The sequence below is a fragment of the Rhodococcus sp. IEGM 1307 genome (assembly GCF_030056915.1).
Lineage (GTDB): Bacteria > Actinomycetota > Actinomycetes > Mycobacteriales > Mycobacteriaceae > Rhodococcus_F > Rhodococcus_F opacus_D.
In genome coordinates this window covers 376,131-399,358 of the sequence record NZ_JASHKW010000009.1, presented here as the reverse complement: position 1 = coordinate 399,358, position 23,228 = coordinate 376,131, and the positions used below count along the sequence as shown (strand labels likewise).

Genomic DNA, 23,228 nt, shown 5'->3' with positions numbered 1-23,228 from the left:
TATGACGTCCCTCCACGACCCGTTACCACTGCCTTGCGGCCAGGTGCTCCCCAATCGAATCATGAAGGCCGCGTTGAGCGAAGCGCTCGGCGACGCGCGGAACGCTCCCGACGGCCGCCTCGAGCGGCTCTACACCACCTGGAGTCGAGGCGGGTACGGTCTACTCGTCACCGGCAACGTCATGATCGACCGCACCCAGCTCGGTGAGCCGGGCAACGTCGTCATCGAGGACGAACGCGACCTCGACGCACTGACAAGCTGGGCCAAGACGACCAAAGACGCCGGCGTACCGATCTGGGTGCAACTCAACCATCCGGGACGCCAGTCGAACCCGCTGGCGCTCGGGCACACTCCCGTCGCCCCCAGCGCGGTCCCGCTCGATATTCCCGGCGCGGTAACCCCGCGTGAGCTGACTCCCGGCGAGATCGAGGACATCATCGAACGTTTCGCCGCCGCCGCTCTCGTTTGCGAGACAGCGGGTTTCGACGGCGTGCAAATTCACGGTGCACACGGCTACCTCGTCGCCCAGTTCCTCTCACCGCTGGCGAACCGGCGCGACGACGACTGGGGCGGTGACCCGGAGCGGCGGATGCGGTTCGTCCTCGAGGTCGTGCGCCGCATCCGCGCGAGGGTGTCGCCCGGCTTCGCGGTCGGCATCAAACTCAACTCGGCCGACTTCCAACGCGGCGGATTCACCGAGGACGAGTCGCGCGGCGTGGTCGCGGCACTGGCGCAGGAAGGCCTCGACCTGATCGAGGTCAGCGGCGGAAGCTACGAGTCCCCCGCCATGATGGGCACCGCCGCGGCCAGTACACGCGCCCGCGAGGCGTATTTCCTCGAGTACGCGCGCACGGTCCGCGCGCTGGCAGGAAATGTCCCGCTGGCGGTCACCGGCGGTTTCCGCTCCCGCACCGCCATGGATCAGGCGATCGGGGCCGGCGAATGCGATGTCGTCGGTATCGGCCGACCCACCGCAACGACGACCGACGCAGCCGACGTGATTCTCACCGGGCGAACCGACACCCTCACCACACACCAACTGCGATCCGGGATGCGAGGCGTCTTCGGCAAGGTGGTCGACCTGAAAACACTCGACGGGGTACTCGACCTCGGCTGGCACACCGACCAGCTGCACCGCATAAGCGCCGGTCTCGAACCCGACCCGAATCGGGGGCGCCTCGCCACCACGGTGGCACTGCTGCGCCGCAACGGCCGGGGGTCCTTCGGACGCAAACGCGGCGGCTAGCACAGACTCCGGACGGGTCGGAGGCTCAACGTTCGATGATTCGTCCGCGGTCCTGCATGTTCACGATCGCGGCTGCGGTGGCCGCGATCGTCCGGTCGCCGTCGTGGGTCAGCCCGTCGAGTGCCCGCCGGGCCGCGGTGCCGGGAATCTCGGCAAGGGCCTGCGTTATCCGCAACCGCGTGGGCGCGTCCTCGGCGCCACCGAGCGTGTCCTGCAGGGCCTGGACGATGTCGTCGGCCGAGGGTGAGACCGTCGTCAGCAGGCCCAGCACTTCGGCGGCCTCCACATCGCGCCGCCCCTCGACGACCATCTCGATCAGGGCGGGTATCGAGTCGACGCTTCCGCGGCTGCCGAGAGCGAGGGCCGCGTACCCGCGGACCGTGGCGTCCGAATCATCGAGGGCTCGTCTCAGATGAACCGCCGCCTCCGCGGTGTGGATTGCCGCTATCGCGGTAGTGACGCGACGCCGGACATCGACCTCCTCCGCGTCGAGACCGTCGGCCAGATCCGCGAGTACCGGGCCGGCGGCCCGCGCCAACGACCACTGCAGCGCTCCGGCCACATTGGTGTCGTCCTCCGACAGGATGGCCTCGACCAGCGCTTCGACGGGCAGCGACGCAGTCCCGTCCTGAGACAGGATCGCTTGCTGACGGCGGGCCGCGGACTCCGATTCGAGCGCACGCAACAGACTGACGACGCGCAGGACGTCGTCCCACTCCGCAGGCGAGGCGGCGTCGACGCGTTCGAGCTTGCCGAGCAGTTCCTGCTCGGCAGCGATCCGCCGGCGCGTGTGCCGGATGAGGTCTCCCACCAGATCGGCCGGTGCGAAATCGGGCTCGTCCAGTGCCCGCTTGGCCTCGTTCAACGACAGCCCCAAGGTCCTCAGGCTCTCGACGTGGAAGAGGCGTCGGATGTCGTCGGCGGAGTACTCGCGGTAGCCGCCGGACGTGCGGCCCGTGGGCTTCACCAGTCCCAGCCCGTCGTAGTGGCGCAACATCCGCGTGCTGACACCACAACGCCGGGAGACCTCACCGATCAACATTCCATCGCCTCCTGCTACGCGTCCGGACCGGTGACCGCGACGCGTTTCGCCGTCTCGACCGAGAGGGTGAACCCGCTGTCGGGGTCGTGACAGAGCCGCTTCGTCGCCTCCGCATGCGCTCGAATACGCGGATCGGGATTCGTCCCGGCCGCGTCGAGGACCGGGAGGACAGCGTCCCCGAGTCCCACCAGAGCACGGCTCAGACTGAGCTGCATGTGCTGGTCGCCCCGTCCGAGTTCGGTCGTCAGATCGGCCGCGAGGGCAGCCTCGTCGCCGGGCGGCACGAGTGCCACGGCGGCCCGCCACGCGCTGCGCGCGACCTCGTCGTGCTCGTCGTGCAGCAGTGCCGACACGGCGGGCCAGGCGAGCCGGTCCCCGATCTTGGACAGGGTGTGCAGCGACTGACTGCGAGCCTGCGCGGTGTCCGACCCGAGCTCCCGGACCAGTCTCGGCACCGTGAGCTCGGTCGGGAAGCGGCACAATGCCCAGGTCAGCATGTCCCGGACGAAGAAGTCCGGTTCGACGGCGCACCGATCGACGAGAGTGTCCGTGAGATGCGGATCGGGGCGTGTGCCTGCGGAGAGCGCCGCCCGCAGCCGACCCGACGGGTCGGCTGCGGACAGTGCGTCGACGAGGTGGGCATTCGACCCACCGTGGTTGGTTGTGTTCACGACAACCACCTCCTTCGCCGACCATTCGAGTCCTTGTCACTGTGTCAGGGTCAAGGGCTCGTTGTCAGGAGGCTGTCGTCTGCCGGTCAGCTCGTCATACTGGCGAACATGCCGGGCTCGTACGAACCCGCCGGATTGCGCACGATCACGTTGATCCGGTTGGCGGCGTTGATCAGGGCGACCAGCGAGACCAGCGCGGCGATCTGGTCGTCGTCGTAGTGCTTGCGCACCTGGGCCCAGGTCTCGTCGGACACGCCGTGGTGGGCGTCGGCGAGCCGGGTGCCTTCCTCGCTGAGCGCCAGCGCGGCCCGCTCTGCCTCGGTGAACACGGTGGCCTCGCGCCAGGCCGCGACGAGGTTGAGCCGGACCGGGGTCTCGCCGGCAGCTGTGGCGTCCTTGGTGTGCATGTCGGTGCAGAAGCCGCAGCCGTTGATCTGACTGGCCCGGATCTTGACCAGTTCCTGAGTGGCCTTCGGCAGTGGCGATTGGTCGATCACCAGGGACGCGTTGGCGAACCTCTTGCCGAACTTCAGGGCGATCTCGTTGTCGAACAGGTTGAATCGGGCGTCCATGACTTCGTCCTCACTCGTGGTGTCGTGTACTGCTCGGAACGAACATGAGATGCCGGCGACCCGATCCTTGTGACAAATCGTTCACGCCGCTGCCTCGCGGTCACGTAATTTGGCAGCGGGCAACACGGCTGGGTGTCACAAAACGGCGGGGTCCGGTGTCTGGTGTGTGACACAGTCGAGAGTGAAGAGGAGCCACCCATGGCCGGCACGTCGCAGACCACACCCGCAGATCGCGGCGGGAGCCAGGACGATCGTTCGGACCCCGCCACCGAGGCGTTCGTCGCCCACCGCAATCTGCTGTTCACCGTCGCCTACGAGATGCTCGGTTCGGCCGCCGACGCGGAAGACATCCTCCAGGAGACCTGGCTGCGGTGGGCGGGGGTCGATCTCGACACGGTCCGCAATCAGCGTGCGTACCTGGTCCGGATCACCACCCGCCAGGCGCTCGTCCGGCTGCGCACACTCAGCAGGCGCAAGGAGTCCTACGTCGGCCCCTGGTTGCCCGAGCCGCTGCTGACCGCGCCCGATGTGGCCGAGGACGTCGAGTTGGCCGACAGCGTTTCGATGGCGATGCTGCTGGTGCTGGAGACGCTCGCGCCGACCGAGCGGGCCGTGTTCGTGCTGCGTGAGGTGTTCGCTCTGGAGTACGGCGAGATCGCGGACGCCGTCGGCAAGAGCCCGGACGCCGTCCGTCAGATCGCGCACCGGGCGCGGGCGCATGTCGCGGCGCGCAGGCCGCGCGGCGTCGTATCCCCGGCTGAGTCCCGAGACGCACTCGAGGCCTTCCAACGGGCGCTCGAAACGGGCGATCTGCAGAGCCTGCTCGACCTGCTCGCACCGGACGTCGTCCTCCTGGGTGACGGTGGCGGAGTCAAGCAGGCCGTGCTGCGGCCCATCGTGGGGGCCGACAAGGTGGGTCGCCTGCTGGCGGCCGGCCTGCCCCGGATCGACGGCACGGTGTCGGTCGAGCCGGTGCAGATGAATGGCTCCCCCGCGCTGATCGTCCGGCTCGACGGGGAAATCGACGACGTCGTGGCGGTGCGGATGGACGACGGCAAGATCACCGGGCTCTACATCGTGCGCAACCCGGAGAAGCTGTCGCGCGTCGAGCGGGAAACCGCGGTGAGCCGCTGAGTCCGAAAGCCGTCTACCTCGTCGCCGCTTGGTGGCGGTCGCGCCACGCTCGCTCCCATTGCCGGGTCAGGGCGGGGTACACGACGAGGTATCGGAAAGGCGCGATGGCGGTCATGTAGAGCCGCCCGAACCATCCGTTGGGCTTGACGAGAACGGTCATCTGCAGTTCGTAATCGCCGTTCGCTCCGCTCGCCCAGCCGAGATGCATCACGGTGTGCACGGTCTTGTTCGCCAGCTCGCGGGCGGACTCCGTGTCGAGCTCGTACACCGCGGTGAGGGGCATGCCCGCGTCGTCCGGGCCGCGCGGAGCGGACCGGAGATCGCTGGGCAGGCGGTCGCGGAGCGAGGCAACCCGCTCACCGACACCAGTTGAGGCATTGTCCCAGCCGAAGAGTGCCCCGAGTTTCCATCGGGCGGCGAACAGGAACCTCACCAGCCAGGGCTGCTTCGCGGGTCCGCCTGCGGCTCGCATCGCCGCGAGCATCGTCGGGAAGTCGTCGGGCCCGGCTCCGGGAGTGCGGAACGACCACACGTCCTCGACGTCGAAGTCTCGCGTGAATTCGTGGATGCGCCAGGGCTGCTCGATGTAGGTGGCCTCTGCTATTCGTGGCACTGTCGTCCCCGATCTATACGGCACCGTATATTTCATCTATACGGTACCGTACAAATTGAACGCGATCAATGGAGGTGGCCCGATTCCCGCCGTCGCCCGCACGACACGAGCCCGCTGGATAGAGGCGGGCCTCGACGCCCTCGCGCGAGGAGGGCCCGACGCCGTCCGCGTCGAGACTCTCGCCGCCGAACTCGGCGTGACGAAGGGCGGGTTCTACGGCTACTTCGACGGCCGTCCCGCGTTGCTCACCGAGATGCTCGACGAGTGGGAACGCCGCTGCACCAAAGCCGTTATCGCCCAAGCCGATGCCGAAGGCGGCACCCCCGCCGACAGAATCCGGCGCGTGGGGCAACTGACCTACTCGGAGGACTTTCAACGGATCGATCTCGCGATCCGGGCCTGGGCCCACCACGACCGGTCCGTCGCGGCGCGCCTGCACGCCATCGACAACGAGCGGATGGACTTCCTGCGAAAGATGTTCGGCACCTTCGTCACCGACCCCGACGAAATCGAGGCACGCAGCACCCTCATGTTCGGACTTGCGATCGGCCGCCACTTCATCGTCGCGGACCACCCCGGGTACACCAAACGCGAAGCCATCCAACTCGCCGGAGAATTCCTCCTGCGCCCGTCCGGTACGAACAGCTCAGCCGGGTAAGGGTTTCCGACTGCTGACTCAGTCGAGGTGAGCCGACAGCAGCCACGCCGGCAACTTGGACCGGCCCTGCTCGTCGTGCTCCCAGCTGGCGGCCTGTTCCGGGCCGAGCAGCGCGTGGATGAAGGCCGGGCGAATGTCGTCGATGGTCCAGAACTCGGCGACGGCCTCGCGCAGCTCGTCGTCGGTCACCGGGTTCGGGCCCTCGCCCTCGGGGAAGGCGCCCTTCGCGAACACCAGGATGTAGTAGGACGCGCCGGGCGCGGCCGCCCGAGCGACCGCGTGCAGGTAGTCGCGCCGCCGATCGACGGGAAGGGAATGGAACAGGGTGCTGTCGACGATCGTGGAGAACCGGCCGTCGAAACCCGTGAACGAACTGATGTCCGCCACCTGATATGTCGCCGTCGTCAGTCCACGCTCAGCGGCGGCCGCCTGAGCCACCGCGATGGCCGTCGGCGACAGGTCCAGGCCCACCACCGTGTACCCCTGCGCCGCCAGCTGAAGGGACGTCTCGGCATGTCCGCAGCCCGCGTCCAGCACGTCGCTGCGGAACTTGCCCTCCGCGATCAGCCCGGCGATCTCGGGCTGCGGCTCACCGATGTTCCACGGCACCGGTCCCGTAAATTCCTCCGCGTCGCCTCGGTAGATGTCGTCCCACGGCGCAACCTGGTTGTCCTCGGTCATGACATCGACGGTACGCCCGCACTACCGTGCCGATGTGGATCTTTTCTCGCACTCGTGGTCGGCGTTACGCACGGCGGTCGCCGACCTGCCGGACGAGGACTTCGCACAGCAGTCCGGCTGTAGCGGCTGGCTCGTGCGGGATCTGGTGTGCCACCTGATCATCGACGCGCAGGACGTCCTGATCACCCTCGTCACCCCCGCCGACACGGAACCGACTCGCGACGCCGTGACCTACTGGGACCTCGCCGACACGCCGCCGACCGGCGACGACCCGCTCGACGCGCTGATCGTCCGGCTGGCCGCCGCGTACCAGGAGCCTCGGCTGCTCAAATACCACTTCGACGACGTCGGCTCCGCCGCCGGCCGCGCCGCCGAACTCGCCGACCCGAATCTGCGGATCAGCACCCGCGACGAGGTCCTCACTGCAGGCGACTACCTCTCCGCGTATGTCCTGGAATCGACGCTGCACCACCTCGACCTGATCGCTTACCTCCCAGGCGTGGCGGAACCGCCCGCAGAGGGCCTCGCCCGGTCCCGCGACTTGCTGGAGAAGATCGCCGGGGCCGCATTCCCCGCGTCGTTCTCCGACAGGGACGCACTGCTGGTCGGCACCGGACGGCGGGACCCGACCGACACGGAGAAGGCCGAACTCGGCGAGCTGGCGACGAAACTCCCGCTCATCCTCGAATGACTCGGATTACGTCTACCTCAGTGATGAGTCAGCTGGATCACGCCGTCGGGCAGATTTCATCGAACGTATCGCGGACCGGATGAATCGATCTGGACGAATTCCGGTATCAGCCGAATCTGCGGGACGCTATGGACTTCTGCGTGAGGAAGCTGAAATCAAACGCGCTCGAGGTACGGGCGAGGTTCGGGTGCGAAGGAATCAGGCCGAGGCGGCAGGGTCCTCCTCGGACCCCAGATTCCGCACCAGCCACCGATCGTCGACGAGATGCATCAGGATCGGAAACACCGGCCGAGGAACGTTCGGCTCCCACACACCGCTGTCGAGCGTCGACATCTCGTGCACATAGAGCACCTCCACACCGGGGCCCACGATCCTTGTTCCGGTACCGATCCCCCACGTCGCCGGGTCCGGCAGCATCGCCCGGAACGACCGCACATGCACACGCTCGAAATGCACCCACAGCGGATGCTCCGGCACCGGACCCGCGAGGGCCGCCGCGACCGCCTCACCCTCCCAACCGTCGACAGTCATCTGATAATGGTTGTCCCGCACCCACCGCCATGCGAGTACCGACCGGAAGTCGGGATCCACGTTCGGCCACACCGATAACAGATCACCGTCGACGCACACCGACGTCAAGAACGCCCACGCCGCACTCACCAGCTTCGTATGCCCGAGGAACCGCAATAATTCCGCCGGATCCATCGCACGAAGCTCGAGGTAGGCCTCCCGCATCTCGGGCAGCAAGGCGCTGACCTGTTCGTCGGTCAACTCAGGAAAGGAGGACGCAGCCGGCACCGCACCAATGTCGGGAGCCTCGCCCCGGGCGACGAGCAAGGCGCGGACGGCGTTGACGAACTGTGGGGTCAGCCGCTCGAGCGACTCGAGCAGTTCCCCCACCGTGCGCGGCGGGAGCATGTTCCGTTCGAGCAGTACGTGCATGCTCTCGAGCACTGCTTCCGGGTCCAGATCGAGCAGATCACAGAGGAATTCGTCGGGGTGGATCGCCTCGACGTCGAACGGATCGAGGGCCGCCGGCGGGAAATCCTGCAGGGTGGCGGTCACGATCACACCCGCACCGGACCGCACCGCCGCAGCCAGGACGTGCCGGTCCTTCGGATCGTTGGTCATCGCGGGGATCAGCTCACGGTATCCGCGTGATTCCTCCTCTGCGAGGGGGAATGCTCTGCGCATCTGCTGCACTCGCCGCGCCGCCTGCTGCGGCGACGTACCGAACCTCTCCCCGGACAGGTTGCGCTCGACCTCGTCTAGCAGATCCGCTGTCCACACCGGCCGGAACAACTCGGAATCGGCCAGCGTCAGCAGCAGGTTGTTCAGGGCCTGGGGAAGCATGACGCACGTGTCGAGAACTACCCGCAAGGTCGTCATAGGTCACCCTGCCCAGATCAACGAGTCGACACGAAGCCGTCAGCGGCATCGCCCGGGTCCGGGGGTTCCTCGTGCGCCATCTCCTCGAACACCTGGCCCCGGCGCGCCCGCTCACCCTGCTGGAATTCGAGCACGTCCGCCAACTCCACCCGCCGATGCCGGCCCGGCGACGTGTACGGAATCTTCCCCGCTTCCAACAACCGCACCAACGTCGGCCGCGTAATGCCCAACAGGTCCGCGGCCTCCTGCGTCGTCAACACCGTGCGATGAGGTTCCACCGTCACCGCCTGACCCCGATCCAAAGCAGCAACCGCGTCGACGAGCAACCCCCGAACACTGTCCGGCAACGGCACCGACCCGCCCGGGGACGAGATCGACACCTCCTCAGAACCAGCAAGAACGGCCTTCAGTGCTGCGAGAAGATCCCGATCGTCGGTGGCAGGCGGCAATACCGTGTGGTTCGACCCAGCGCCCATACCTCACCATAAAACGAAAAAAACGAACACACAATGCGACTGGGCGCGGCAGCGTAACGGATGACGGACTCAGGAACGAGATCGCGAGCACCATTCCCAGCCAGGCGAGACGGCATGGGCTGTGGTCATCTGGCCTCCCTGTCTGTCCTCGCCGGTGCGGCGAGGGTGATCTCGGACAGGCTGCACCGGAACTCGTCATTCGACAGCTGCGGACGGCTGATTCTCCCGAGTAGTCTGTCTGGGCATGGCACGGGATGAGCGTGGTGTGACAGCCCAGAGTGAGGACTTCGCTGCCTGGTACAACGAGGTGGTGTTCAAGGCGGGTCTCGTGGATCGAGGTCCGGCCAAGGGCACCATGGTGATCCGGCCGTACGGGTACCGGCTGTGGGAGCTGTTGCAGTCCGAGCTGGACCGTCGCATCAAGGACACCGGTCACGAGAATGCGTACTTCCCGTTGCTGATTCCGGAAAGCTACCTGGGCCGGGAGGCCGAACACGTCGAAGGGTTCTCCCCGGAACTGGCGGTGGTCACTCGTGCCGGCGGGAAGGTTCTCGAGGAGCCGTTGGTGGTGCGGCCGACGTCGGAGACGGTGATCGGCGAGATGATGGCCAAGTGGATCAGCTCGCACCGCGACCTGCCGCTGCTGTTGAATCAATGGGCGAATGTGGTGCGGTGGGAGTTGCGGCCGCGAATGTTCCTGCGCACGACAGAGTTTCTGTGGCAGGAGGGTCATACCGCGCACGTCGACGAGGTTTCCGCCCGCCGCGAGACGATGCTGGCCCTGGACATCTATCACGAGGTGGCGCGTGAGTTGGCCGCGATCCCGGTCGTTCCGGGTGAGAAGACACCCGGCGAACGGTTCGCCGGTGCGGTGGCGACCTACACGATCGAGGGCATGATGCGTGACGGCCGTGCACTGCAGTCCGGCACCTCGCATTACATGGGCACCAAGTTCGCGTCGGCGTTCGACATCCGGTTCACCAGCGAGGAGGGCCGAGAGAAGCTGTGTCACACCACGTCCTGGGGAATGAGCACCCGGATGATTGGTGGCATCGTCATGACGCACGGCGACGACAAGGGCCTGGTGTTCCCGCCGCGGTTGGCGCCCCACCAGGTGGTGATCGTGCCGATCACCCGCGGCGGCAACGTCGCGGTCGAGGAAGCGGCCGACGAGCTGGCCCGCCGCCTGCGGTCGGTAGGGGTGCGGACCCATGTCGATGCCCGTCCCCACCTCACCCCGGGTTTCAAGTACAACGAGTGGGAGATGCGCGGCGTCCCGGTCCGGCTCGAGCTCGGCCCGCGAGATCTGGAGGCCCGCACCGTGATGATGGTGAAACGGCTCGGCGACGACGGCAAGCAGGCCGTGCCGATCGGCTCCCTGCCCGAGACCATGCCGGGGGTCCTGGACGACTTTCAGGCCTTCCTGCTCGCTCGGGCCACCGCGTTCCGCGACGACCACACCCGAACCGTCGACAACTGGGAGGATTTCGCGGACGCGGTGTCGACCGGGTGGGCACTGGCCCTGCACTGCGGGATTGCCGCGTGCGAGGAGGAGATCAAGTCCCTCACTGCTGCCACCCCGCGATGTGTTCCGCTCGGCGGCGAACCGGAGGCAGGTGGGTGCGTGCGATGTGGCGCGGCGTCGGCGTATGGCAAGCGGGTGATCTTCGGGCGAGCGTACTGACGGGGCGTACGTACAGGGGTGGCTATCACCACCCCTCGGGGGACTATTCGAAGGCCGGGCACTCGACGGACGCTGGGGATCTCGAAAACCGACTACTCGGAGAGAAACCCCACGACCGAAAGGAACCCCCCATGCCCCGCATCCTCGGTGCCACCGTCCCTGACGTCCACGAACACGATCCGCCGGGCGCCGCCCTGCCCGCGGCCGAATCCGTCCAAAAAGAAGCCCGTCACCACTGGGCCTTCGCCCGGATAGGCCTGTATCTGCTGCTCGCCTCCCTACCACTGCTCGCGATCTCGGCGCAGGTGTTCGGTGTCGTGCCGATGAATGCCACCGGTGCGCTGGTGATCATTCCGCTCGCCGCCACCCTCGCCGTGTTGTGCGTGTTCGCTCCGCACCCGATCGACCGCATCGTCGGCCACGGCCTCGGCTGGGGGATGTTCGCGTGTCTGGCCTACGACGTCTTCCGCCTCGACACCGTGTATCTGCTCGGGTTGTGGGGCGACTTCATTCCGAAAATGGGTACGTGGCTGCACTCGGGAACCGACACCCGGACCGGCGCGATCGTCGGCTACCTGTGGCGGTACCTCGGCGACGGCGGCGGCATCGGAATCGCCTTCTTCCTCATCGCCCTCGCGCTCGGCCTCCAACATCGGTCACGCCGCGTCGTCCTCCTCGCGTTCGTCACCTTCGCGGTGTTCCCGGTGTGGGCCGGGCTCATCGGAACGGTCGCCCTGTCGCCGCACGGACAGCACGACATGTTCCCGCTCACGCCGACGACGATCACGTTGTCGCTGATCGGGCACCTGATCTTCGGGCTCGTGCTCGGTCTCGGCTTCCTGCGCGCGCGGGGCCGACTCGGCCAGCACTGGCCGTGGCCGCCGCTGCTCCCGGTGCGGTCGCGGGCCGGTACGCCGCAGCCGCGCAGTGAGGCGCTGGTGCCCGCGTGCGGCGAGTGCGGCGCGACCGCACGGTAGGACCCTCCCCAGGTGAGTGGCGAAGCGTGCTCGGGCACGTTTCGCCACTCACGTGTGGGTGAGGTGCCGGTCCTTCACCTTCCGGCCCACCGCCACGGACAGCAGCATCAGCAGTGCCGCCCCCACGAAGCAGGTGGCGTAACCGAGGTGCGGGGCGAGGAGTGAGATGACCAACGGGACGGCGAAGCCGACGTAGATCAGGCAGTAGAACACCGCCACGGTCTGCGCGAGTTCGTTTGCCGGTGCCAGTCTTTCGACGGACGCGAGACCGGAACCGAGCAGTATGCCGTAGCAGGCTCCGAGGAGGAAGGCCGCGACGACGATCGCGGCGACGGCCGGCGCCCCGTCCGTGTACGCGACCACGGTCGCGGCGCCGAAGCCCAGCACCCCGAGGGTGATGCCGACCCGGATTCCGGCGGCGGCGTCGTCCTGCTGCGACCACCGTTTGGCCCACGGCTGGATCACCGCACCGGTGATCAGGGTCAGCGCCGCGACGAGCCCGGTGAAGGCCACCGACGTGGACCGCAGCGACTCGGAGACGAGCGGCGGAAGGGTCGCGAACGACACGGTCGCCACACCGAACACCCACGGTGCCCAGGGTGCGATGCCCCATCGGAACTGGGGTGTCGCCAGCGCCGACAGGGGTGTGGCGGTGAGGTCGGTCGCCCGGACCCGAACGTCGGGCACCGCCCACACCAGCGCCAGGGCTCCGAGCATCAGCGCGATGTGCACCAGGTACGGGAGCAGTTCGGGGGCGGGGAGCCACTGCGCGATCACGCCGGCGAACAGGGCTCCGCAGCCGAATCCCGCGGACAACGACACGGCGGCGCGGCGTGCACCCGCCCCGGCCGGGGCGGTGGAGCCGAGTTCCTTCATCCAGGCGGTGCCGGCGCCGAACGCCATGCCGGACGCGAGTCCGGCCAGCACCCGGCCCAGGTAGAGCAGGTCGGGGACGGCGGCGCCCGCGATGAGGACGAGGGAGGAGACGATGCCGACGGGGATCATCGGGCGGATCACCGCGCGCCGCCCGAACCGGTCGGACACGCGCCCGAAGTACAGCAGAGCGGGCACCAGCCCGACGACGTACGACGCGAGCATCGCGGTGAACGAGCCGTTGCCGAGACCGAGATGTTCGCGGTAGACGAGCTGCATCGGGGCGAACTGGTTGGCACCCCAGCTGACCGCGAACAGCGCGGCGGCGAGGCGGACCCAGGGCGGAAGCATCACCTGATCCTCCCAGAGCCCGTAGCGCGGCGAAGTATCAACTCTTCACAGCTCGGGCCACGGTTTCCTGTGCACACTGGCCGTGTGCGGCGGGTCCGGCGATGTCTAGCGTCGACCCCTGAGCACGAGCCGAGGAGGACATGTGTGGGGTAACGACGGCAGTTGGGTCGGCTCGGACGCGCAGACGATCGCCCGCGCGGTGACGAACCGGGAGGTGTCCGCGAGCCAGGTGCTCGACGACCACCTGGCGCACATCAAGGCCCGGAACCCGGAGCTGAACGCCGTCGTCACCGTCGCGGAGGATCAGGCGATCCGGGCCGCCGACGACCTCGACATCCGGATCGGCCGAGGGGAGGACGTCGGTCCTCTGGCCGGGGTCCCGTTCACCGTGAAGGACCTGATCGCCACCGCGGGTGTCCGGACGACGGCGGGATCGCGCGCGCTCGAGCACAACGTGCCTTCTGTCGACGCGCCCGCGGTGGCCGCGATGAGGGCGGCCGGCGCGATTCTCGTCGGGAAGACGAACACCCCGGAGTTCGGGGCCAGCGGCCTGACGCACAACGACCTGTTCGGGTACACCGTGAACCCGCTGCGGCCCGGCGGTGTTCCCCGCTCCCCCGGCGGTTCGAGCGGCGGCGAGGCGGCGGCGATCGCGTCCGGGATGAGTGTTGTCGGTCTCGGCACCGACTTCGGCGGCTCGGTCCGCTGGCCCGCCCACTGCACGGGTCTGCGGTCCGTGCGCCCGACGATCGGCCGGGTGAACCCCGACGGACAGTATCCCGGCGTACCGTCGGGCGATCACGTGCTGACCAATCCGGCGACCATGCACGGCACGCTGCAGACGATCGGCCCGATGGCGCGGACACTGGACGATGCGGCGCTCGTGCTGCGGGTGCTCTCGTCCCGGCAGTACCGCTGGACGGACCCGGCTTCGGTGGACCTTCCGCGTCTCGACATCACGTGGGCGCCCGGTGACGGAACCGTGCCCGTCGGCGAGGAGATCGCCGCGGCCGTCGCCGGCGCCGCCGGCAGGCTCGATGCCCGACCGTACCGAGGGGCGGCGCTGTCGGAGGGGAACGAGCTGTTCGGTACTTTGCGTTCGGTCGAAACCCACACCGACATAGAAGAACTCGGCACCGACTTCGGAACGAACATCGCCACGATGCTCGCCGACGCGCGGGACGTGGACCGGCGCCTGGTCGAGCGACTGTGGGCGCAGCGAGCGGAACTCGTCCACCGATTGCTCGGCGAGATGGGCGACGTGCTCGTCCTTCCCGTCGCCTCGATCCCGGCGCCACCGCTCGGCGAGGAACTGTTCGACGTCGGTGGGCAGTCGCTCACGTGGGCTCAGGCCCTGGCGAGTTGCCGCGCGATCAGTGTGACGGGTCTGCCGTCCGTCGTCGTTCCGGTGGGAAGCACCCGGTCCGGGTTGCCGATCGGCGTGCAGGTCGTCGCGCGCCCATGGTGCGAGCACGTGGCGTTGGCCGTGGCCGCCCGGTTGTGAGGCGACCACGGCCGACGCGGGTGTCAGATCACCCGGTCTCGCCGCAGGCCCTCGATGTCTTCGTCGCTCAGCCCGAATTCACCGAGCACCTCGGCCGTGTCCTGTCCCAGCACCATCGGCGGCGCATTCCGGATGGGCAGGGTCTCGTCGTCCACCCAGAACGGACCACGGACCAGCGGCACTTCACCGCCGTTCGGTGTGGCCACCGGCTGCACCATCTTCAGCGCCTGCACCTGCGGGTCGGCGAAGGCCTGATCGATCGTGTGGACGGGACCGCACGGGATGCCCGCCGCGCGAATCGCCGTCACCCATTCGGCGGCCGGCCGCACGGACAGCAGTTCGAGGAGTTCCTTGGTGAGCCGATCGCGGTGCGCGAGTCGCGACTGGCCGGTGCGGTATTCGGGCCGGTCGGCGAGTTCGGGATCCCCGAGAACCTGGCACAGCGACTCCCAGTGCCGATCCGAGCCGGTCGCGATGATGATGGGGAAATCGGCCGTGTCGAACGTGCCGTACGGCGTGATCGTCGGGTGCGTGTTGCCGTTCGGCTCCGCGACGCGTCCGGTGCTCAGATAGTTCTGCGCCTGGAACGACATGATCGACAGGGCCGATTCGAGCAGCGACGTCTGCACGTGATGGCCGGCGCCGTCACGGCCCCGCGACACGAGTGCCGCCGTGATGCCCAGCGCCGCATAGATACCGGACACCGTATCAATGATCGGGATGCCGACGCGCATCGGCGTGTGGTCGCCCGCGCCGGTCACCGACATCAGGCCCGACATGCCCTGCGCCACCTGATCGAGTCCCGGGGAGAACTGCTCGGGTCCGGTCGGGCCGAAACCACTGACACTCATGACGATCACTCCGGGATTGTCCTCGGCGAGCGACTCCTGATCGAGTCCCATGTCCGCGAGGACGCCGGGTCGGAAGTTCTCGACGATGACGTCCACGTCGACGGCCATGCGGCGCAGCAGTTTCCGACCCTGCTCGCTGCGCATGTCGAGCGCGACGGACCGTTTGCCGCGGTTGACGGAGGCGAAGTACAGGCTGTCGCTGCCGTCGAACGGCGGCCACTGCCGGGAACTGTCGCCACCGGAACGGGTCTCGACCTTGATGATGTCGGCGCCGAAATCGGACAGCAGTGCCGTGCACAGCGGACCGGCGAGGGCCCGCGTGAGGTCGAGGACCCGGATCCCGCTGAGCAACTGGTTCATGGTGGATCCTCGGTTCTCTGTGAAGGAAGGGGGACCGTCCGAGAATTGCGGACCCGCCGATCGATAGCGATGGCGAGAATGCACAAGCGGCCGCTGGGGATTTCGGCGCATTGTGTGCCGCGACGGCCGGTCGCCGCCGGTTAGCGTGAGGGTCCCGACGAAGCACCCGAGGAGTACGAGGCGATGCGCGACATCCTGACGGGCCTGCAAGCGTGGTTCGATCGCGGCGAGAACTTCGTCCTCGCCACGGTGGTGCGCACCTGGAAGTCGTCTCCGCGGGCACCGGGCGCGGCGATGGCCGTGTCGGAATCCGGTGAGGTGCTCGGAAGTGTGTCCGGTGGGTGTGTCGAGAGCGCGCTGTACGAGACGGCGCGGGACGTGCTGGCCGACGGGCGCAGCCGGACCGAGGTGTTCTGCGTGGCGGACGACGACGCGATCGGTGTCGGTCTGACGTGCGGCGGCACCATCGAGGTGTTCGTTCAGCGTATCGGGCACAACGACTTCCCGGACTTCGCGGACGTGGCGCGCAGGATCCGCGGCGGTGAGCCGATCGCCGTCGTGACGGAGACCGGCGACGGAGCACGGACCCGGCGCTGCGTGATCACCGGGGACGGGGCCGCGGGCGACCTCGACCTGCCCGAGACCGATGTCGATAATGTCCGCCGTCGCCTCGACGCCGGTGAGTCGCGGGTGTATCAGCTGCGGTCCGAGACGGTATGCATGGTCGAGATCTTCGCGCCCCCGCCGCGGATGTACATCTTCGGGGCCATCGACTTCGCGGCGGCCATGTGCACGTTGGGCGCGTTCGCCGGCTACCACGTCACGGTGATCGACGCCCGCGCCGTGTTCGCGACGCGCGCCCGGTTCCCGGACGCCGACGACGTCGTCGTGATGTGGCCGCACCGCTTCCTCGAGACCGCGCCGGTCGACCACCGAACGGTCCTCGCGGTGCTCACCCACGACGAGAAATTCGACATCCCACTGCTGGGCCTGGCCCTGCGATCGGACGCCGCGTACATCGGCGCGATGGGCAGCCGGGCCACGCACGAGCGCCGGGTCGCGCTGCTGCGGGAACAGGGGACGACCGCGGCGGAGCTGGCACGGCTGCACTCCCCGATCGGCCTAGACCTTGGCGCGCGTACTCCCGAGGAGACCGCGGTGTCGATCCTCGCCGAGATGATGAAGACGACCCGGGGCACCACCGGGCTCGAGCTCCAGCAGCTGAGCGGTTCGATTCACCGTGATGTCGAAGTCCAGGAGTGCGTAGCCGGCGGGCCACCAGTCGCATCACGGCGTGGGTAATCGGACGCAGTTTCGGGTAACCGGACGTGGAGCGACGACGCGGGATGTCAAGGCGGTGGAAGGGGCGTCTCCCGCGCCGGTATGGAACCCCTGCGGCGGCACCCAGTCCTTCCTTTCACCCGATACAGAGGCCTCATGAACATCATCACCGCACTTCCCCTGGCCGTACTGCGCGCGCAGTACACGATCGTGCGCTACCCCCTTCACCTGATCGACGAACAGGTCATCGCACACCTGGCACCCGCAGCACCGGCCCGACGGCTGTACCGGGGCGGCCTCGGCCTGCTCGATTGCGCCGTCGGCAGCGTTCTGGGTCACCAGGACCGTGCCCATCGTGGCGCCGACGCCCCACCCCGCATCACCCTGGTCGCCGGCACCGCCCCCGACACCGATGACGATCCCGGCGCCTCGGATATCGCTGCCGCCGAGGTCGAGACCGCCTCTCGGTCCGCGACCGTAGGGAACGCCGAGCTGAACGAGAAGGCGGCCCATCAACTCGACACCGATTCGCTCGCCGAGAACCTCGACGACGTAGCCGACACCGCCGACCCGGCGACCACCACCGTCATAACCCGGCTTGCGGACGCCGCGAGCACCGAACCCGACACGACACTGACCGGTGAGCTGGCCGACCGCGTAGCCGAACTCGCCCGGGCCGACACCCCACCACCGGGCACCCGGACAACCCCGACCGGCAAACGCCACTAATCTGCGGAGATCACGCGGTCACGCCAACTCGGCTGCCCAATCGTCGAAGCTCTGCCACCCCACCTCGGGGTAGAGCCGGCGCAGTTCGCCGATATTCGCGTCGTATCCGGTGTCGGTAAGGAAGCGGAACATCGCGCGCATGTCCGGCGATGCGATGGCGTCCGCGTCGGACGCATGGGCATGAACCGGCGTGCCCAGTACCTCGCCGAGCACTTCGGCCATCCGACGTGGCGTCGGATCGTCCGACGCCAGGTCGATTCGTGTCCGGGCAAAGCGGTCCGGGTCGTCGAACACGAGGGCGACGAACCGACCGAGGTCCCGGCGCGACAACTGCTGCAGCGGGGTGTCGACCGGCAGAGGCAGATCGAGCCGGCCTCGGCGGATGCTGTCGAGGCCACCGAGCAGGTTGTCATAGAAGTAGGTCGGCCCGACGATCGTGTACGAGACCGAGGAGTCTCGCAGCAGCGACTCGGTAGCAGCCTTCGTGTCGAAATGTGGGACCCCGGTGCTCTTGTCCGCGTCGGCCACCGAAGAAAACACCACGTGGGGAACACCGGAATCACTGAACGCGCCGACAAGCGCGGCACCCTGAGCGATTTCCGCCTCCGGGCCGTCCTCGAAAGGCGTTGTCATGGCGAACACGCCCGCGCACCCCTCGACGGCAGACGCGATCGCCGCCCGATCGGTGATATCAGCCACGGCAATGTCGACGCCTCGCAGGCGCAACGCGTCTGAGCGCGAAGAGCTTCGACGGACCAGCGCTCGTACCTCACGTCCTCGTTCGAGGAGCGCGTCGACGACGGCGCCTCCTTGACCACCCGTTGCTCCGACGACCGCATACGGCTCACTCATGGGCACAAGATCTCTCCTTCTCGACCGCGCCAGCCTACTCGCAGGCTCCGGCCGCTCACCGTGACGTCTGCCCTGGTCGGTGCGACGATGGTTATGATCGGGTCCAGCGGGAAAGCACGCGACCTGCCCGGCTGTGCGGTAGGCGCGCGCCCGATGCCGATCCACGAGTTGCCCTTCGTGTACATAGGTTTCGTACGCATCCGAGTGCGCCGCGTGACCGTCGTTTGACGGTTATTCGGTTTCGACTTAAGGTCACACTTTCGCGCCATTCGGGGCGAGTATCGGATCAGGTGAGCAGGGTGTTGCAGTGACGGCGAGGGATGTCGGTAGTTCCGCTCCCGGGTTCCGCGCAGCCGCCGACACCGGCGACGGGCCTGGTCGGGACGTTGCGCCGCAACCGTTCGCCGACGTGCTGGTGTCCGATCTCCTCGTCTCCCCGACCCTCGTCGCCGGCGAGACCGGCACCTCGCGTGAGGTGTCGAACGTCGCCGTGATGGCGGTGCCGGACATCGGACCGTGGCTCCGCACCGGGCAGTTGCTGCTCACCACGTCCGCGGTTCTCGGCCGGCTGGTCGAGCCGATCGACGCGTTTCTCGCCCGACTCGACAGGCGGGGCGTCTCCGGGCTCGCCGTCCGGCTCGACGACCCCACCGCGACGTTGCCGGCCGAGATGTCCGATGCGGCCGACGAACTCGGGCTTCCTCTCGTCGTGGTCGCGGACCTGTACTCGCAGACACACCCGCTGGCGGCTGCGCTCGCGGAGTTGTCGGCCCGGCAGGTCGACGCCGTGTTCGAGGCGGACCGGCTGCGGAGAGTGCTCGTCGACGTCGTGATGGCCGGCGGAGGGTTCGCCGAACTCGCCGACGCCGTCCACGGTGAACTGGGCGGGGCCGTGCTGATCACGACACCCGACGGACGTCAGTTGTGCCGGGCCGGGGACGAGTCCGAGCTGAACCGGCTGGCGTCGAGTGCGGCGCTCGACTCCACCGGGCGGGTCCGCACCGATTCGACGGAGGGCGGGCTGGGCCTGCACCGGCTGGGCGACGAGTTCATCGCCGTCTCAGCGATTTCGGCCAACGGCATCGATCACGGGCGGCTGGTGCACTTCAGCACCGGACACCCGCTGCGCAGCGAAGACCTGTATCTCGTCGAGCAGGCGGCGGCGGTGTGCGCCCTGGTGGTCGCCCGCGAACTGGTCGTGTCCTCGGTGGAGGAGAAGCACCGCGCGAACTTCGTGCGGGACCTGCTGCTCGGCCGCGGCGGCGAACACGAGCACGTCGTCGCGCACGCCAAGACGTTCGGCTGGGACCTGGACCGTCCCGTGGTCGTCGTGGTGATCGAACCCGATCCGGTCGGTGAGGACGAGCCGTCGATGCCCACCCGGATGCCGCTCGTCGAGCGACAGGCGCGGGCATTCACGAGTGCCGTCGCGGGCCGTGACACGGGTGCCGCGGTCACCGCGCTGGCGACGGAGACGGTGATCCTGATGGGGGTCGGCACCGACACGATGAACCTCGTCCACGAACTCGTCGCGTACGTGCGCGGCGACGGCGGCGGTGGGCGCAGACCCTTCGGGGTGGGAGTGTCCCGGCCGACGGACTCGGTCGACGGCATCCCGGCCCTCTACGGCCAGGCCCGGACCGCGCTGAAGGTGGGACGGCAGATCACCGGCGCCTGGGCCGTGACGCATTTCGACGACCTCGGTGTCTACCGGCTGCTGAGCCTCGTCGAGGACGACCGCGAACTCGAGTCGTTCGCGCAGGAGACCCTGCGTGAGCTGACGGCGGACACACCCGAGGCGCAGGACATGCGGCGCACCCTCGAGGTGCTGCTCGCCACCAACATCAACATCGCCGAAACCGCACGTCAACTGCACTTTCACTACAACACCCTGCGGTACCGGGTGGTGAAGCTGGAGAAGATGCTCGGGTCGTTCACCGATCACCCCGAATTGCGCCTCGACCTGTCGCTCGCCCTCAAGATCATGGCGATGCGCGGCATCAATTCCTAAAGTTGCCAATTTCGCCGGGCACGCACTGGCAGATTCTTCTCACGCCGGGTGGCTGACGCTGTAATAACGTTGCCCTCCTATCGAGGTGCAAATGTGACATGCGGCACATCATCGAAGCTGGCCGTCGGCACCCCTGCACCGTCACCTGTCTGAAAGGTCCCCCTATGCCTATCTGGACACTGCACGGAGATGGCAAGACCATCGCGCCCGGGGAGGTCGTCGCCCCGAGCGAACGGCTCAGCTGGGGTCGCACGATCGGGCTCGGCGGGCAGCACGTGGTCTCGATGTTCGGGGCCACGTTCGTCTTCCCGATCATCATGGGTCTCAATCCTCAACTGGCCGTGATGTTGTCGGGATTCTGCACCCTCTTCTTCCTGCTGGTCGTCAAGGGCCGGATTCCCAGTTACCTGGGGACGTCGGCCGCGTTCGTCGGCGGCATCGCCGCCATCCGCGCCCAGGGCGGCACCTCGGCGCAGGTGACCGGGGCGATCCTGGTGTCGGGTCTCGTGCTCGCCGGGATCGGCGTGCTGATCCACTTCCTCGGCGGCGGGGTGGTGTTCAAGATCCTGCCGCCCGTGGTCACCGGTGCCGTCGTCATGCTGATCGGGTTCAACCTGGCCCCGGTCGTCGCCGGAACGTACTGGCCGCAGGACCAGTGGGTCGCGTTGACGGTGATGGTCGTGCTGGTGGTGGCGAGCGTCGCGCTCCGCGGATTCCTCGGGCGGGTCGCGATCTTCCTGACGCTGCTTTTCGGATACGTGCTGTCGTGGGTGCTGGACCTGACGACCGGCATGATCACGTCGTACGACCCGGTGGCCGGCGGAGTCACCGAGCACTTCCGTGTCAACTGGGACGGCGTCTCCTCGGCGTCGTGGATCGGGCTCCCGCCGTTCTCGGACGAGGCGAACGGCATCGTGGGCATCCACGCGCCGTCGTTCAGTCTCACGTTCATCGTCCTCGTGCTGCCCGGTGTGATCGCCCTGATCGCGGAGAACGCCGGACACGTCAAGGCCGTCGCCGAGATCACCAAGACCGACCTCGACCCGATGATGGGACGCGCCCTGATCGGCGACGGCCTGGCCACCACCATCGCGACCAGCGTCGGCGGATCCCCCACGACGACGTACGCCGAGAACATCGGCGTCATGGCCGCGACGAAGGTGTATTCGACGGCCGCGTACGCCGCGGCAGGCGTCATCGCGATGCTGCTGGGTTTCTCCCCCAAGTTCGGTGCCGTCATCTCCGCGACCCCCGGCGGTGTGCTCGGCGGAATCACGGTGGTGCTCTACGGGATCATCGGCCTGCTCGGCGCGAAGATCTGGAAGGAGAACGGCGTCGACTTCGGCAACCCGCTCAACCTGATGCCCATCGCCGCCGGCCTGATCATCGCGATCGGTGACACCGAGCTGACGTTCACGGACAGTTTCTCCCTCAGCGGCATCGCGCTCGGCACGATCGTGGTGATCGGGATGTACCACCTGTGCCGCGTCATCGCCCCGAAGGACGCCGACGACGCGGGGGCCGGCGGTCACACCCCGAAGCCGACCGCGGACGACGGAACGGCCCCGGATCGGGTCGGTCAGCTCACGTGATCTGCCATCGGTGGGACGTGAGTTTTGTCACTAGTTCACGAAACGTCGAGCGCACGATACGGGCAGGATCTGAGGAATGAAACCGTCGCCACTGACTTATCACCGACCTCGGTCGATCGACGAGGCCTGTCAGATCCTCGCGGACGTGGCTCACGAGGGAAAGGTGCTCGCGGGTGGGCAGTCGCTGATCCCGTTGCTGTCCATGCGGCTGGCCGCGCCGGCGCACCTCGTCGACATCGGATCGATCCCCCGGCTGGACGCGGTGTCGTCGTCACGCGAGCTCGGTGTCACGTTCGACGCACTGGCCACCCATTCGGTGCTCGAAGCCGACCGCGGCGCGGCCCAGGTGCAGCCGCTGATCGGCCGCGGGCTGCGTCTGGTCGCACACCCGACCATCCGCAACCGCGGCACGACGGTCGGCTCGATCGTCCACGCCGACCCGTCCGCCGAGATGCCGGCCGTGCTGGCGCTGCTCGGCGGCTCGGTCACCGTGCGTTCGGTGCGCGGGGGCCGGGAGATCCGCTCGACCGACCTGTTCGCCGGGCCGCTCGAAACGACGCTCGAGGCGGACGAGATCGCCACGAGCGTCACCGTCCCGGCCGCCGAGCCCGGTGTCGGGACGGCGATCGACGAGATCGCCCGCAGGCACGGCGACTACGCACTCGTCGGGGTCGCGGCGCAGGTGCGGGTCGAAGGCGGTGCGGTTTCGGAGGCCCGGATGACGTACGTGTCGGCCGGCGAACTCGGTGAGGTCGTCGACTACACGGACGTGCTGCGGGGTGCGTCCGCGACGGACGACCGGGACCCGTTGTGGCGGAATCTGTCCGAGTTCGCGCGGGAACGGATCGGCACCGAACCCGACATCCACGCCACGGCGCGGTACCGGTCGCAACTGGTCGCTGCCCTGACGGCACGGGTCGGGTTCGCGGCCGCGCAGGATGCAGTACTCGACGGTGCCGCCGTGCACGCGTCGGCGGGAGGAAGGTGACC

22 protein-coding genes are annotated in these 23,228 nt (G+C 68.1%); 12 read left to right on the top strand and 10 right to left on the bottom strand.

Annotated features, from left to right (window positions below; all coding sequences use genetic code 11):
* Position 1: 1 nt before the first annotated feature.
* Positions 2–1,246 (top strand): NADH:flavin oxidoreductase/NADH oxidase family protein, encoded by a 1,245-nt coding sequence (locus QM841_RS20530; RefSeq protein WP_283333343.1) that lies wholly within the window; start codon positions 2–4, stop codon positions 1,244–1,246.
* A gap of 25 nt (positions 1,247–1,271) precedes the next feature.
* Here the strand turns inward: QM841_RS20530 and QM841_RS20525 are convergent, their stop codons facing one another.
* The 3 genes from QM841_RS20525 to QM841_RS20515 form a co-directional block, all read right to left on the bottom strand.
* Positions 1,272–2,288 (bottom strand): MerR family transcriptional regulator, encoded by a 1,017-nt coding sequence (locus tag QM841_RS20525; RefSeq protein WP_283333342.1) that lies wholly within the window; start codon positions 2,286–2,288, stop codon positions 1,272–1,274.
* A gap of 14 nt (positions 2,289–2,302) precedes the next feature.
* A complete protein-coding gene (locus tag QM841_RS20520) occupies positions 2,303–2,968 on the bottom strand; it encodes a HEAT repeat domain-containing protein (protein ID WP_280779264.1) in 666 nt (221 codons plus the stop codon).
* Between the two features lie 77 nt (positions 2,969–3,045).
* Positions 3,046–3,531, bottom strand: coding sequence for a carboxymuconolactone decarboxylase family protein (locus QM841_RS20515; protein WP_105418064.1), 486 nt, complete (start codon positions 3,529–3,531; stop codon positions 3,046–3,048).
* Positions 3,532–3,729: 198 nt separating this feature from the next.
* Between QM841_RS20515 and QM841_RS20510 the strand changes: the two genes are divergently transcribed.
* Positions 3,730–4,665: an RNA polymerase sigma-70 factor gene (locus QM841_RS20510; protein ID WP_009476517.1), complete on the top strand. Its 936-nt coding sequence runs from the start codon at positions 3,730–3,732 to the stop codon at positions 4,663–4,665.
* Between the two features lie 13 nt (positions 4,666–4,678).
* Here QM841_RS20510 and QM841_RS20505 read toward each other — a convergent pair whose 3' ends face one another.
* Entirely contained in the window at positions 4,679–5,278 is a 600-nt protein-coding gene (locus tag QM841_RS20505) for a DUF2867 domain-containing protein (RefSeq protein ID WP_283333341.1), read from the bottom strand.
* On the opposite strand from QM841_RS20505, the gene QM841_RS20500 reads away from it, so the two are divergent.
* Positions 5,256–5,936, top strand: coding sequence for a TetR/AcrR family transcriptional regulator (locus QM841_RS20500; RefSeq protein ID WP_283333340.1), 681 nt, complete (start codon positions 5,256–5,258; stop codon positions 5,934–5,936). The genes QM841_RS20505 and QM841_RS20500 overlap by 23 nt on opposite strands.
* Before the next feature lie 18 nt (positions 5,937–5,954).
* Here QM841_RS20500 and QM841_RS20495 read toward each other — a convergent pair whose 3' ends face one another.
* Positions 5,955–6,617 (bottom strand): class I SAM-dependent methyltransferase, encoded by a 663-nt coding sequence (locus tag QM841_RS20495; protein WP_283333339.1) that lies wholly within the window; start codon positions 6,615–6,617, stop codon positions 5,955–5,957.
* A 34-nt stretch (positions 6,618–6,651) separates the two neighbouring features.
* Between QM841_RS20495 and QM841_RS20490 the strand changes: the two genes are divergently transcribed.
* On the top strand, positions 6,652–7,308 hold the full coding sequence (locus tag QM841_RS20490; protein ID WP_283333338.1) for a maleylpyruvate isomerase N-terminal domain-containing protein: 657 nt from the start codon (positions 6,652–6,654) through the stop codon (positions 7,306–7,308).
* A 198-nt stretch (positions 7,309–7,506) separates the two neighbouring features.
* Here QM841_RS20490 and QM841_RS20485 read toward each other — a convergent pair whose 3' ends face one another.
* The gene (locus tag QM841_RS20485; RefSeq protein ID WP_283333337.1) at positions 7,507–8,697 is read right to left on the bottom strand and encodes a PIN domain-containing protein; all 1,191 of its coding nucleotides are present in this window, start codon (positions 8,695–8,697) and stop codon (positions 7,507–7,509) included.
* Positions 8,698–8,714: 17 nt separating this feature from the next.
* Positions 8,715–9,173: a helix-turn-helix domain-containing protein gene (locus QM841_RS20480; RefSeq protein WP_349307412.1), complete on the bottom strand. Its 459-nt coding sequence runs from the start codon at positions 9,171–9,173 to the stop codon at positions 8,715–8,717.
* Between the two features lie 244 nt (positions 9,174–9,417).
* Here QM841_RS20480 and proS point away from each other — a divergent pair, with 244 nt between their 5' ends.
* Positions 9,418–10,857 carry a proline--tRNA ligase gene (gene proS / locus QM841_RS20475; RefSeq protein ID WP_283333335.1) on the top strand — a complete coding sequence of 480 codons (1,440 nt, stop codon included), beginning with the start codon at positions 9,418–9,420 and terminating at the stop codon, positions 10,855–10,857.
* Between the two features lie 131 nt (positions 10,858–10,988).
* On the top strand, positions 10,989–11,834 hold the full coding sequence (locus QM841_RS20470) for a hypothetical protein (RefSeq protein ID WP_283333334.1): 846 nt from the start codon (positions 10,989–10,991) through the stop codon (positions 11,832–11,834).
* Positions 11,835–11,882: 48 nt separating this feature from the next.
* Here QM841_RS20470 and QM841_RS20465 read toward each other — a convergent pair whose 3' ends face one another.
* Positions 11,883–13,058: an MFS transporter gene (locus QM841_RS20465; RefSeq protein ID WP_283333333.1), complete on the bottom strand. Its 1,176-nt coding sequence runs from the start codon at positions 13,056–13,058 to the stop codon at positions 11,883–11,885.
* A gap of 142 nt (positions 13,059–13,200) precedes the next feature.
* Here QM841_RS20465 and QM841_RS20460 point away from each other — a divergent pair, with 142 nt between their 5' ends.
* On the top strand, positions 13,201–14,562 hold the full coding sequence (locus QM841_RS20460) for an amidase (protein ID WP_283333332.1): 1,362 nt from the start codon (positions 13,201–13,203) through the stop codon (positions 14,560–14,562).
* A gap of 23 nt (positions 14,563–14,585) precedes the next feature.
* Here QM841_RS20460 and QM841_RS20455 read toward each other — a convergent pair whose 3' ends face one another.
* Positions 14,586–15,773, bottom strand: coding sequence for a CaiB/BaiF CoA transferase family protein (locus tag QM841_RS20455; RefSeq protein WP_283333331.1), 1,188 nt, complete (start codon positions 15,771–15,773; stop codon positions 14,586–14,588).
* 183 nt (positions 15,774–15,956) lie between these two features.
* Here QM841_RS20455 and QM841_RS20450 point away from each other — a divergent pair, with 183 nt between their 5' ends.
* Positions 15,957–17,075 carry an XdhC family protein gene (locus QM841_RS20450; protein ID WP_283333330.1) on the top strand — a complete coding sequence of 373 codons (1,119 nt, stop codon included), beginning with the start codon at positions 15,957–15,959 and terminating at the stop codon, positions 17,073–17,075.
* A gap of 135 nt (positions 17,076–17,210) precedes the next feature.
* Positions 17,211–17,783, top strand: a complete 573-nt coding sequence (locus QM841_RS20445; protein ID WP_283333329.1) for a hypothetical protein — start codon at positions 17,211–17,213, stop codon at positions 17,781–17,783.
* 18 nt (positions 17,784–17,801) lie between these two features.
* On the opposite strand, the gene QM841_RS20440 is transcribed toward QM841_RS20445, so the two are convergent.
* Positions 17,802–18,641 (bottom strand): NmrA/HSCARG family protein, encoded by an 840-nt coding sequence (locus QM841_RS20440; RefSeq protein ID WP_432422363.1) that lies wholly within the window; start codon positions 18,639–18,641, stop codon positions 17,802–17,804.
* A gap of 301 nt (positions 18,642–18,942) precedes the next feature.
* Here QM841_RS20440 and QM841_RS20435 point away from each other — a divergent pair, with 301 nt between their 5' ends.
* The 3 genes from QM841_RS20435 to QM841_RS20425 all read left to right on the top strand — a co-directional run bounded on the left by QM841_RS20435 (position 18,943) and on the right by QM841_RS20425 (position 23,226).
* Positions 18,943–20,646 carry a PucR family transcriptional regulator gene (locus tag QM841_RS20435; protein ID WP_283333328.1) on the top strand — a complete coding sequence of 568 codons (1,704 nt, stop codon included), beginning with the start codon at positions 18,943–18,945 and terminating at the stop codon, positions 20,644–20,646.
* Between the two features lie 164 nt (positions 20,647–20,810).
* On the top strand, positions 20,811–22,238 hold the full coding sequence (locus tag QM841_RS20430) for a uracil-xanthine permease family protein (protein WP_283333327.1): 1,428 nt from the start codon (positions 20,811–20,813) through the stop codon (positions 22,236–22,238).
* 76 nt (positions 22,239–22,314) lie between these two features.
* Entirely contained in the window at positions 22,315–23,226 is a 912-nt protein-coding gene (locus QM841_RS20425; protein ID WP_283333326.1) for an FAD binding domain-containing protein, read from the top strand.
* The last annotated feature ends 2 nt before the right edge of the window (positions 23,227–23,228 follow it).